6 protein-coding genes are annotated in these 13,638 nt (G+C 40.0%); 2 read left to right on the top strand and 4 right to left on the bottom strand.

Features of this window, described 5'->3' with window-relative positions; genetic code table 11:
• Positions 1–4: 4 nt before the first annotated feature.
• The 3 genes from ACOVO2_RS09175 to ACOVO2_RS09165 form a co-directional block, all read right to left on the bottom strand.
• Positions 5–2,986, bottom strand: a complete 2,982-nt coding sequence (locus ACOVO2_RS09175) for an amidohydrolase family protein (RefSeq protein WP_421769673.1) — start codon at positions 2,984–2,986, stop codon at positions 5–7.
• A gap of 205 nt (positions 2,987–3,191) precedes the next feature.
• Positions 3,192–4,655: a SusD/RagB family nutrient-binding outer membrane lipoprotein gene (locus ACOVO2_RS09170; protein WP_421769672.1), complete on the bottom strand. Its 1,464-nt coding sequence runs from the start codon at positions 4,653–4,655 to the stop codon at positions 3,192–3,194.
• A 32-nt stretch (positions 4,656–4,687) separates the two neighbouring features.
• Positions 4,688–7,915 (bottom strand): SusC/RagA family TonB-linked outer membrane protein, encoded by a 3,228-nt coding sequence (locus ACOVO2_RS09165; RefSeq protein ID WP_421769671.1) that lies wholly within the window; start codon positions 7,913–7,915, stop codon positions 4,688–4,690.
• Positions 7,916–8,360: 445 nt separating this feature from the next.
• Between ACOVO2_RS09165 and ACOVO2_RS09160 the strand changes: the two genes are divergently transcribed.
• Complete coding sequence (locus ACOVO2_RS09160; RefSeq protein WP_421769670.1) at positions 8,361–10,232, top strand: PDZ domain-containing protein; 1,872 nt, start codon at positions 8,361–8,363, stop codon at positions 10,230–10,232.
• Between the two features lie 185 nt (positions 10,233–10,417).
• On the opposite strand, the gene ACOVO2_RS09155 is transcribed toward ACOVO2_RS09160, so the two are convergent.
• Positions 10,418–11,506, bottom strand: a complete 1,089-nt coding sequence (locus tag ACOVO2_RS09155) for a hypothetical protein (RefSeq protein WP_421769669.1) — start codon at positions 11,504–11,506, stop codon at positions 10,418–10,420.
• Positions 11,507–11,722: 216 nt separating this feature from the next.
• On the opposite strand from ACOVO2_RS09155, the gene ACOVO2_RS09150 reads away from it, so the two are divergent.
• A partial coding sequence (locus ACOVO2_RS09150; RefSeq protein WP_421769668.1) for a tetratricopeptide repeat-containing sensor histidine kinase occupies positions 11,723–13,638 on the top strand: 1,916 nt, incomplete at its 3' end.

Raw genomic sequence — 13,638 nt, 5'->3', positions numbered from 1 at the left:
CACCTCAAGGCTTTTTCAAAAGTTCTTCAATGGTATAGGTTTTTCCATTCACCAAAACGTATTTTACTCGTTGTGTATCTCGGATATTTTCTAGAGGATTTCCTTCTACGATACTGATATTGGCTATTTTTCCCACTTCCAAACTACCGAGGTCTTTATCTACATTAAGAGCTTTGGCAGCATTGATGGTGCTGGTTTGTAGGGCTTTGAAATTACTCAGTCCGCTTTCTACGTAATTCCAAATTTCTACGTGTAAACTCGTTCCGTAAGGCATAATGGGTGAGTCAGTACCGCTCGTAATATTTGCCCCACTTTCCGAAAGCTTTTTTAGTGTTTTGCCAGTATTGCTATACGTTGCCAGCATCGGAAGCGGCTGACTTTTCATTTGTTTGGCAGTTTCGAGCATGGCCGTACGATAGTAGGCTGGATATATTTGTTTGAATTGTGGTGTATCAAAAAGTGAGGTATCTTTCGTAATCAATGTCCAAAATCCACCCGAAAGTGCTAAAGTTGGTGTAATAACCATCTTCGACTGGCTGATAATTTGTATCATGTCATCGTAGCTTTTGCCCGCAGTTGTGATTTTCGGAGAGTATCCTCGACGACTCGTAGCCGCAATGTGTTCGACCGCATCTACACCATAACGTGCCGCAGGAAAAATCTCGTGCGATGACACTGACATTCCGTTTTCGTGGGCATATTCCGTAATTTTCTTCTGCCATTCGTCGGGCATTCTTACATAGGTTTTTATGAGGTCATACTCTAAAGTCTTTGCTCGATTGAGTTCCAGTTTTAGCTGTTCTTCTGAGCCAATGGCGGTTGCCATGTTATAATAAATTCTTCCACCATCGGTCAATGCTCCTGTCAGGAAATGAAATGGGCCGGGACGTTTTCCGCTGTGCCACGATTCTCGTTGTTCTACTGCATCGTAGGGGTCAGAGCCAGGCTCACGCACACTCGTAATGCCATAAGATAACCATATTCTACCTGTTTTTTCGCCAAATTGCGAGTCGAGGTGAGCATGAGTCTCGAATAAACCTGGCATAACGGTCAGATTCGAGGCATCAATTTTTTTATATGTTGCAGGATATGAATCTTTGTGAGCTTGAATGGCCGTTATTCGATTATTTTCGATGATTATATCAACGTTAGTCAATAGTTTTTCATTTTTTCCATCAAAGAGTTTTCCTGCATGAATCACCGTTTTTTCTTGCGATTTTGTAATTGTCCAAGTCAAATCCAATGGAATATCTTTTTTAGAAGCATCTGCGATATTTACTTGGCGAAGTTTATCAATAGCCAAATAAACGATTGATTTAGAATCGCCCGTCCAAGTTGGGGCTTCGGCCAATTCGGTAGTTAAAGCACGAGGCTGCCCCACAAATTGCCCGTCGGTGTTTACATCAATCACCCACAAAAGAGCATCTTTTACATAAGCCAGTTTAGTACCATCGGGCGACCAAATCGGGCCGTTTCGGTATCTCATTGCCATTGTTTGGTGCGGAAATGGCGTAGTTGTGGAAACCGATTCGCCACTTTCGGCATTGACTAACAGAAATTTACTCACACCCTCACGGAATTTTGAAGAATAAGCATCTAAGGCGGCCATCATAACATATTTCCCATTCGGCGACCAAGTTGGTTGACCAGGCAAAAACATAGGTTTGTGTACTTTTTTGACAAGGCCAGTTTTCAAATCCATGATATTGAGCATTGTTCCAACGCCAAGAGTATTGCGTAAGCCTTGCTTTAAAAATGCGATTTTTGTGCCATCAGCTACCCACGAGCCTTGATTTTCGTCTTCGTCAGTTTTGGTTAATTGCGTAACATTTTTGGTTGAAAGTTCTAAAGTATATAAATCCATATTCCCCGATTTGTCGGCCGAAAAGAGGATTTTTGTGCCATCAGGCGACCAAGTTGGGTCGGTTTCGTAATACACATCATCGGTAAGTTTCACAGGTTTTGGATTGCCAACTGTCAATAACCACATATCGCCCAAGGCCACAAAAACAACTTGTTTTCCATCGGGCGAAACAACTGGGCAACGAATCCCTTTGACATTTTTCGCACTTTTTCCATCAAAATCGTAGGTCTTTCGTTGATAAACTGGCGTGCTGACGGTCAGTTTTACTTGAAAAGGGATTTCTGAAATTTGCTCATTTTTAGTATCAATGGATTTTATTTTGCCATCGGAAGTGTAAAAAACTTTATTGCTGGAAGCCCAAGAAGCTCGGAAAGGGAAAACATCATCACCTTGTTTACTAATTTGAACTGTTTTGCCCGTTGCTATTTCTACTTTCATCAAAGAAGTTTGGCTTCCGTTGGCTACTTGATAGCTAAGCCAAAGGCCATCATTACTCCAAGCAGGTGCATTCGGAACTCCTTTGCCGGTAGCTGCCAGTAGTTGCTCGGAGCCATTTTCATCAATAAGATAAATTCCAGCACCTTCGCTTCGGGTCGAGGCAAATGCTACGGTTTTGCCATCGGGCGAGTAAGCGGGTGCGTAATCGTGGTCTTTGTTGGTGGTGAGGGCGGTCATTTCGCCCGTGGCGAGATTTTGTTGCCAAATATCATAATTACCATTTCGGTCGGACGAACAAAGAATACTTTTACCATCGGGCGATGCAAAAGGCTCTCGATGGTCGAATGGCCCAGTTGTATGTTGCTTTAGGTCTTTTCCTTCGCTGTTTACGCTCCAAATATGAAACGTTCCCCCTCTGTATGACTGAAATACAATTCTTTTGCCGTCGGGTGTCCAATGTGGTTGACGGTCGTCGCCCATACCATCGGTGAGAGCCAAAGCATTGCCACCACTCGATGAAACTTTGTAGATAGTGCCTTGTAAATCAAGAGCAATGTTTTTTCCATCGGGCGAGAGACCAATGGCCATATTTGTGCCTTCTTTCAAAACAATCTGCTTGGAATTTAACTTTTGAGCCAAACAATTGACCGCAAAAAACAGCATAAAGAGGGGGATGAGTTTCATTTTTAGGTAGGGTTTAGGTAAGAAGGGTAGTTATATATAATTACATTGTAAATTAAATTAGTATAAATTTTGATTTAGTTCACTCCCCATCGGGGAGGACGGTCGGCCGCTGCCGTTAGGGAGGGGTTAAAATGATAAAATTTGTATTTTTTAACCTCACCCCCGACCCCTCTCCGATTGGAGAGGGGAGCAAATTATGGTATTCTTATTTATAAATCGTCATGGCATCAAAAACACCTGGAACTGGTTTTGGTGCAAGCGGATTTCCGTTGATTTCGTTTTGAGAATAAATAAATCTCCACGGTAATCGTGTGCCTGTGCTTGGTGTTATTTTTACACCAACAGCACTATTTCTATTTCGGCGTTCATCATTCCAGCCAATCGTTTGACAGTAGAAAGTTACGTATCTTTCTTCTAATATTTCACGTAATAGAGCATCGTTTTTAGCGATATTATCTTTGTTTTCCATACCACCATTTACAAAATCTGCATCTTCGTACGGTAAATATTTGAAAGTGAAGTTAGTGGCCGTTGTCGAATTGATATATCCACCACCCGAATTCATGAAGGCACGGTATTCATTCAAAAACTTTAACCCATCAGCAAAACTTCCTGCACGTATGGCCATTTCGGCCTGTGTGAGTTTGTTTTCTTGGAAAGTAACCAACGGAAATGAGGCATCAACGCTCATAAAACCAACTTGATTGGCACGTTTGATTGTATTTGGCTCAACACGATTGGCCACATTTACGCCTTGGCGAAGATAATAAAAATTAAAACGAGCGGTTTCATCGGTTTTGGCGTTTCCACGGTACGAACTTGTGAGCGTTGGGTCGATAAGTTTCAATAATTGAGAAGCCTCGCCAGTTTTCGTAACTGCGGCGGCATCACCAATACGGCTTACTGCCAAGAAGTTATAAATAAAATTTTGGTTTTGGTTCAAGATAGTTCCGTGCGGAAAATACATCGAATTGGCTGCTCTACTTACGCCTTTGGCTGCTGCGGTAGCTGCTAAGGCATATTCTTTAGTGTCGGTATAAAAACGTGCTTTCAAAGTATAGGCCACTTCAATCCACTTTTTAGGGTCGCCACCTAACAAAATGTCAGTTCCAGCTCTCGGAACTCCAACACCTGTTTCGAGGTCTTTTATGGCTTCGTCTAACAATTTTTGCATACTGGCATAAATTTCAGTTTGCGAGTCATATTTGGCATTAGGATACGTTTCCAGTTGTGCCGCTTGCGTATAAGGAATGTCTCCGTATAAGGCAGTCATTGTACCAATATTATGAGCCATCAATACTTTTGTCATGCCAGCCATTACTTTCAAACCTTGTGGTTCGATTTTCTCTAAGATAATGCGTGCATTGCGATGAATGCCGTAATAGCTACTGCTCCACATGCCATCGAAGTATGAACCAGCCACGTTATATACTTGAAAATCAGCCCATTGGCGGTCATAACCAATGTAATATCCCGACCAAATACTTGATAACAAGGAGTTGTAACCTTCGTGTACGGAGGCGGCTGCCAGCTCAATGCCCGTAAACATCAGCTCGGCAGGGGCATCGGTTGGGTTATTCAAATCGTCGTTGAGGTCGCTTACCAACGATTCACATCCTGTGAACGTCAAGGTAAAAGAAAGTGCCAGTAAAGAAATATATTTTTTCATTTTTGTCGAATTAAAAGTTTAAAAATCGTCTATCAGTAATTGATTCTTAATGAGAAAACCACCGATTTAGAACCTGGATTATTGAAGTAATCTTGCCCACGGCCATTTCCTGTTCCGTTGAGCGAAGTTTCGGGGTCAATACCCACCACTTTTGTCCAGAGCAATAAATTACGACCAGTAACCGATAGACTTATATTGCCTAACTTTAATTTTTCTTTCAGCCAGTTGCTTTTCCAATTATAAGCGAGTGTTGCTTCACGCAGACGAGTCCAGCTTCCATCCACAATAAATTGTTCTTGCAAGGCACTGAAGCCTTGGCCCAGTGTAGTGTACCATGCTTGGTCGAGCAATACTGGCCCAGCCCCGAAATCTCTGATATTACCACGCACGGTTTGTCCGCCTTCTATGGTTTTGCCATCGTAGCTTTTCAAACCACCCGCAGGAATCGTTACTTCATTGCCCACATCGGCGTGTGTTCCAAAATTATACATTACCGATTGCGTATTAGGAGCAAACTGCGAGCCTTGGAAGGTTTCAAACAAAACATTAAGCGAGAAATTTTTATAATTGATATTTGTGCCAAAACCCGCACGATATTTCGGATTTGGGTCGCCGATTACGCCATAAGTTGGAGCGAGTTGTGGAAAACCATTGGCGTTGAGGTCTAAACTACCATCGGCTTTGCGGAGGTAAGTTCCGCCATAAAGTGCTGATAATGAATAGCCTACTTTGGCCACCGAACTCGTAAGTGTGCTAAAACCACCCAACACGATTTGGTCGGTTCCTGCTAAGTCTTCTACTCGGTTTTTGTTTTGACTAATATTTCCAATCAATTGAATATTGAGGTCATTGTTTTGGAAAACATCGGCCGTAATTTCCGATTCCCAACCTTTGTTCGACATCGTACCGGCATTGGTATAGCGGCTCGTAAAACCTGTCGATGGCGAAGCTGCCACTTCAAGCAATAAATCTTTGATTGTATTTTGGTAGTAAGTATAATTTACTGAAAGTTTGTTTGAGAAAAAGCGTAAATCTGTTCCGATTTCCCATTCGGTCTTGCGTTCTGGACGTAAAAGAGCATCTCCTTGTTGAGAAGATTGTACGAACGCACCGTTTCCGTAAGCTACACCACTGGCAGTACCGCCCCAACCGCCCGTAAATTCGGCAGTAACGAAGTCAGTTGATGTACGATAAGGTTGTGGTTGAACCCCTACAATGCCGTAACCTCCACGGAGTTTACCAAAACTTAGCCATTTTAAGCCTTTCAGTGCTTCTAATTTAGTGAATTGCCAAGCTAAATCTGCCGAAGGATAGTAGAAAGTGCGGTCAGTTTTTTCGCCAAAAGGTGAGCCAGATTCAGCCGCAATACCTAAATTAAGATACATTTGGTCGTAGAAACCCAAATTAGTTGTGGCATAGAGGCGAGCCGTGCGGATACGCTGTTCGGTATCAAATGGCGTGCGGTTTACGGCCGTTGCATTGCTGGCATCTTTCGGGCCATTGGGTATCAAGAAGTTTACCATCGAATATCCTAAATTCAGATAGTCACGGTTGTTTACGTTCCAGCCAACAATGTATGTTCCTGCAATTTTAGGCGTAATATCTTTTACCACACGAGCAATTAAATCGAAATTTAACTCGGTTTCTTTGAGTTCTTCTTCTTGATAACTTCCAGTGTATGCTCCACCTGCCGAACCAACTGGGAAATAAGATTTACGTTCATCGGTATAAGAATCTACCCCGCCTCGTGCTTTTAATTCTATCCATTTAGTTGGTTTAAAGTTGATTTCGGAAGCTGTAATGAAACGATTCACGACCGTTGGGTTTTCTAACTCATTGACTACCCAAAGCGGCGAATCGTAGATTGGGTTATCATTTCCCAGATAACGACGGTAAGAACGCTGACGTGGGATAGGAGCAGCCGTTGGTGATGAATAATAAAATCCTTTATAGTCGCTGTCGTCAAAGTCGGGTGGAGTTCGTACCATACCCAAATATAGACCATTGACATTAGAGCCAGTTTGAATACGATTAGAAGTTGATTTTATGTAAGAAGTCTTGGTCGAAACCGAAAGCATATTACCAAACTTGCGGTCAGCATTGAGTCTGAATGTACTTCTGTGATAATCGCTTTGCCCGCGAATAATACCTTTTTGATTCAAATCTCCGAGACTCATGTAATAAGTGCTTTGTTCATTTCCACCGCTGATACTCAGATTATTATCAGCAAAAAAGCCAGTTCTGAAAACTTGGTCAACTCTCGCATCGTTGAAGATTTCTTTAGAATTTTTCTTCGTAATTGGATAATATTTAGTGCCATCTTCGGCCTGAAAAAATTGTCCGGTTGTATTAAATTCGTCGGCAGCTCCCGAGCGATTTTCGATTTTATCACCCCAAGAGGTAGAAGAAGTTGGACTAAAAACGCCGTTGATTCCTTGTCCGTATTTAGTTTGAAGTGGATGAAGAACATTTACTTTATCGAACGAAACCGACGAGCTAAATGAAATATCTGGTTTCGAGCTATTACGGCCTTTTTTTGTCGTAATAACCATAACACCGTTGGCTGCTCTCGACCCCCACAATGAAGCTGCGGCAGCACCTTTTAGCACTTGCACATCGGCAATGTCATTTGGATTAAGGTCATTTAGGCGAGATTGCTGACGCACACCACCTGCCGACTCTCCGATGCTACTATTGCTCATCGGAACACCATCAATGATAATGAGCGGTTGGTTGTCACCCGTGATGGTGCTTTGGCCACGTATCTGAATATACGAACCAGCACCAGGGTCGCCCGACGAACGAGAAACTTGCAAGCCCGACGCCCTACCAGCAAGCCCATTAATTACGCCCGTTTCGCCAGTTCGGGCTAAAGCTGCTCCAGTAACTTTCGATGAAGTTGCTCCCTGTACATCTTTGTTTTGTTCAAAGCCAAGAGCAGTTACCGAAACCTCCATCAAAAGCTGAGTTTCACTTTTAAGTTTTACATCAATTATACTTTGATTTCCAATCGCAATTTCTTGCGTAGTCATACCAATAAACGAAACCACCAATGTACCACCAGTAGTTGGCACATTCATCGCGAAATTACCATCAGTATCTGTGTTAACACCAACTTTTGTGCCTTTCAGCAAAATGTTTACGCCAGGTAGAGCAGAATTATTGTCAGCATCGGTGACTTTTCCCGTAATTTTTCGGGTTTGTGCGTAGGTAGTCAGCACCGAGCAACCTAACAAAAAAATGAGTAAAAATGACTTCATAGGGCTTATTTAGTTTGTTTAATTGAAAAATCAACTAACAAAATCTAATATCGAAGCCACGGTAATGCAAATAATATTTTAAGATTATTTAATAATTCAAACTTATTATTTGTAAAATCATATTATCAACAAACAAAGTGTTAGTGAAAGATAGATGGTTCCAAAGAAAGTACTGTTTTGAGCTTTTGAGCGAAATTTTTTAACGAAAATTTAATAGTAAAAACTTGTAAGTATTTTTACTGATTAATAGTGTTTTGAATTTACGAATAAGTATTTTTTGTGTATAAAAATGGCGAAATACTCATGAAAAAATACTTAAATGGCAGTTTATAGCGGTTTTCGACCCTTTATCATCTATTTGGCTTGCTCATGAAATTCTATGGTTTTCAGAAAAGAATTTGGTTAATTTTGTGAAATTTTCAAAAATTCTATAAACATATAACCTATGCAAAAAGCCCTGATGGTTCTGACGTTTGGTATGCTCATGGCGAGCTGTACCAAAAAAGCTGTCGTCAACTCCTCACAATCTTCTAATGGTTCTACGTATCAATATTCAGTTGATTTGACCAAAGTTGAAAACGATAAACTGGAAGTAACATTAATAAACCCTAAGATTTCGACCGACGAGATTACTTTCCGTTTGCCAAAGACTGTTCCCGGAACGTATTCAACCGATGATTATGGCCGTTATTTATCTGATTTTAAAGCCTTCGACTCGAAAGGTAATCAACTTACTACCAATAAATTAGACGTAAATAGCTACACAATTAAAGATGCTAAGAAACTCCACAAAATCATCTACAAAATTGATGATACGTGGGATTCTCCCGAAATTAAAGGCACGAAGATTTTCGAGCCAACGGGTTCGGATATTGTAGCTGGGAAGGAGTTTTCAATCAATACACATTGTTTCTTTGGCTATTTTGATGGTATGAAGCAAGTGCCATATCAAGTAACTTTCACGAAACCCGATGGTTTTTATGGGGCAACTTCGATGGTAGCAAAAAGTAGCACAGCTACAACCGACGTATTTGAGATGAATAACTACATGGATTTGGTAGATGCTCCGATTCTTTATACACAACCTGATACTACGGTTCTGAAAATCGGTGGTGCGGATATTTTAGTTTCGGTTTTTTCTCCAAACAAAAAAGCTACTTCTAAAGAGATTGCGGCTAATATCAACACGCTGCTTGAAGCACAGAAAGAATATTTAGGGGGTAAACTTCCTATTAAAAAGTATGCGTTTTTAATTGTATTATCCGATAACCCGAACTTAACAAGTTATGGAGCTTTGGAGCATTCGTATTCGTCGTTTTATTATTTGCCCGAAGGAACTTCACAAGCACTTTCGCAGACTGTGAAGGATGTGGCCTCGCACGAGTTTTTTCATATCGTAACACCGCTCAATATTCACTCCGAAGAAATCGGTAATTTCGATTATAACGACCCGAAAATGTCGAAACACCTTTGGATGTACGAAGGCCTAACAGAATATGCAGCTGGACACATGCAGGCAAAATATAACCTCATCACGTTGCCAAAATATTTGGATATGCTTCGTCAGAAAATCTCGACCATGAAAAGCATGAAGGATAATTTGCCGTTTACCGAAATGAGTGCCAATGTGTTGGATAAATACAAAAACCAATACATGAATGTGTATAACAAAGGAGCATTGATTGGTTTGTGTTTGGATATTAAACTTCGCCAACTGTCTGATGGTAAGTATGGTACGCAAAATTTGATGCAAGATTTATCGAAAACTTACGGAAAAACAGTTTCGTTTAAAGATGATGAGTTATTCGATAAAATTACTTCATTGACTTACCCAGAAATTCGTCAGTTTTTTGCTACCTACGTAGAAGGCAAAGAGCCACTTCCGTTGACAGATATTTTACAAAGTGTAGGCATCGAATACGTAGTCGAAGCTACCACAAAACAAGCAAGTTTGGGCGGGATTGCTATCGGATTTAATCAAGCTACCAATCGTTTGAAAGTAGCCAATATCGACAAAGTGAATGATTTTGGCAAAGCGATGGGTTATAAAGCCAATGATGAATTGATTTCGATTAACGGAAAGGCAATGGACATGATGTCGGTACAATCTGTCATGAATGAATACAGTGCCAATACAAAAGAAGGGGAAATGGTAACGGTTGAGGTAGCCCGCAAAAATGCCGAAGGCAAAGAAGAAATCGTAAAACTCTCTGCCCCAGCGATTTTGGTAGAAGCTAAACAAAGAAATGTATTGAAATTGGCCGAAAATCCAACTGCCGAGCAATTGAAGTTGAGAAATGCTTGGTTGAAACCTTGAGGTTTATAAAGTTGTATAATTAAACCGCCACTTCGATTAATTTTTGAAGTGGCGGTTTTGTGTATGGCACACATGAAATTATTTCCTGTATCTCAAACGGTATTAATGACAGTTTACTTGTGGTTTTCTCATTGGGTGTGAAAAAAGCTATGAGATATAGTCAAAAGTATTTTTTTTCATGGGTCTTAATTTGTGTCAATCACATGCCAACGGTCTTCGGTTCCATCATAAATCAAAGTTGCTCCTCCTCTAACCGATAAAATATTGGCTGAGCCAGTAGTAGTTTTGATACGATTGATAGCCGTCGAGCCAGCATCTTCATTCTCCAACCTAATCGTAAAATTATTTGTTGGGTACACCCAAAGCATCATGCCATCTACGCCACCATCAATACCTGTAATAGTGATGGTTTGGGGAGAAGTAGCCGCTCCCGTACAAATGACTGAAGCCCCGGCTCGGTCTAAATTATTAACGGTTTGTGTTGTAAGCGGTAAAACTTTTTTCTTTTTAATCACAACATCACCGTTGATATCTAATTTAGCAGTTGGAATAGTTGTACCGACACCCACATTCCCCGTACTATCAATAGTCATTCTCGTGGCATTATTTCTTGTTCTAAAATCCAGAGCTTTTCTTTCGCCATTGTTATAAATGATTCCACCACTACTTAAACTCGAAGGTAATCCGAAGAGTAAGCCCGCCTCGGTTGTTTGTGGATTCATCATTTGGATATAATTATTGCTACTATTCTCTACGATAAGTTCATTGGCGGGCGTTCCGTTGATGCCTGATAAACCATTAAAAATATGTAACCTTGCTTTTGGCGATGTAATAGTACCTATACCAATATTACCCGTTCCATTTTCGATTAAAAATCGAGAACCACCTGTACCCAGTTCAAAAATCTGGAGATTATTATTTGCTGGTTCATTTCTTATATTCCATTGATTTACACCATTATTAACAAATCTCAATGCTGCATCACCATTGAAAGCATCAATGTCAATCACTGAAAAACTTGAACTTGATTTTACCCGAATTCCAGTTGCACCGCTGTGTAGTATATCTAATTTGTAGCTTGGGATAGTTTGCCCTATACCGATATTGCCAGAATTACTAATTTTTAACCTTTCCAAACCATTGGTCACAAAGCTCAAAGGCTGATTGGTCCTTGATTCAATAGTTGTATTCTCGGGTGTTAGTGTAATACTCCCTTGTGGAAATGCAGAAAGAGAGAGAAAAGTCAGATGGAGAAGTAAAATGAGGTTTTTCACGGAAATAAATGATGGGTTTTAGAGTCAAAATCTTATGTTACAAATTTACTAACCTCAATCAGTCGCCACAATCCCCCGAAATTTGTATTTTCTATATCCCCGAAAACTGGTATTTTTAGGTATGGCTTTGGATTTCTTTGATTATTCGTATAGCTTTATTCCCGAACCGAAAATCAGCTAATGTATCGCCATTTTCCGAAATTAATTATAGCCTTAATGCTAATCTCTTTGCGAGTAAACGCTCAAGCCGATAGAATTAAAGTCTATCAAGATAGCTTGCGTTTGACTACCAACGACAGCATCAGGTGGCATCACAAACTATGGCTTGCCGATGCGACATTTAAGGCCGATACTGCAAAAGGTAAAATAGCGTTTCAACATCTAAGGGAAAGTGATGAATATAAAAGTAGCCAATGGAAACAATTTTTCTACCATAGAATTTGGGGTGGGCATTACTTTGAAATTGGCGATTATGTAAATCAAATTTTAGAATTAGAAATCCAAGAATCGCTGCTCAATTCATTACCCAGCAAACGCCAAAGAAATGTGCTTTCGGCACTTATAAAAGGAGATTTTGGAGCAACTTATGCCAATATCAATGAACCTGAACTGGCTCAGAAGTATTATGAAGAGTCAATCAGCATTCAGAAAGAAATCAATGATGAAAAAGGCTTAGCCACCAATTATTTCAACTCGGCTTTTTTGTTTATTGATGTGCAGGAATGGCCACAAGCTTACCAGTATTTAAGAGAATGCGATGTTATTTCACGGAAAACCAATATTGGTTGGATGACCATCATTAATAGGTCAAGACTCGCTGCCGTCTGTGCGAAGCTAAATAAAATTTCAGAAGCTAAAATATTTCTCAACGAAACTGAAAAGTTATTACCAAAAGCAGTTTATGATTTAGAAAAAGTTTATTTCTATAATGCTAAAGGTGAGTTAGAGTATGAGTTAAAAAACTTCAAACAAGCATTAAAATATCATCAAAAGGCTTTTGAATTGGCTAATGCTTGGGCTGACCCTTATTATATTGCTGATGAACTCATTGCTTTGGGAGATTCATATCAAAAACTTAATCAACAAGATTCAACCCTCAAATGCTATCAAGAAGCTCTAAAGATTTCGGAGCGAAAGGAATATATGCCCAAAGTAAGACTCGTTTTAGAAAATATGGCGGAGTTTTATGAGCAAACTGGAAATTATAAAATGGCTAACGAATACCGCAAAAAATGGGCGATTTTCAATGAAAAATTTATAAAAAAACAAAATCAAAACCGTATCCAGCTCAACGAAGCACGTTTTCGTTCGGCACAAAAACAAGAAAAAATCAATAGCCTTGAGCAAGAAAATCAATTAAGAGAATTGCAGCTTCGTCAACGAAATTTTATGCTTATAGGGTTGATTATTAGTGTTTTAGTAGTTTCTTTATTGGCGTTTTTATATTTCAAGAATTACAAAAAAGAAAAGCTACTGGCACAGCAAAATTTCGAGATTCAGCAACAGAAAATTCGTGAACTTGAACAAGAAAAGCAACTCATCAGCATGAATAGCATTCTGAAAGGTCAGGAAGAGGAACGCAGCCGAATGGCAAAAGACCTACACGATGGACTCGGAAGTATGCTCAGTGGAATCAAACTAAACTTATCGGCTATGCACCAAAATTTTATTATTCAAGCAGGCGAAGTACATATTTTTGAAAAAGCCCTGACTCAACTCGACAGTGCCATTGCCGAGATGCGTCGAGTGGCTCACAACATGATGCCCGAAGCATTATTGAAATTTGGTTTGCACGAAGCCATTCAAGATTATTGCGATGGTATCAATCAAAATGGCAAGCTAAAAATGCAATTTACAGCCATTGGCGATGGAAAAAATATTGATTCTACAGTGCAGAAAGTACTTTATCGAATTTTTCAAGAACTCACCAATAATGCCATCAAGCACGCCCAAGCCAACGTAATTTTTATTCAAATCAATCACCACGAACAAGGCATTACGCTGACCGTTGAAGACGATGGTAAAGGATTTGACACTTCAAAAACAAATGGTGCAGGCTTACAAAATGTAAAATCAAGAGTAGATTATTTGAAAGGAACTTTGCACATAGACACAAGTCCCGAAAACGGTAC

The sequence above is a fragment of the Emticicia sp. genome (genome assembly GCF_049241225.1).
Classification (GTDB): Bacteria; Bacteroidota; Bacteroidia; order Cytophagales; family Spirosomataceae; genus Emticicia.
The sequence above is the reverse complement of the archived record's forward strand: the minus strand, read 5'-3'. Positions and strand labels throughout refer to the sequence as shown.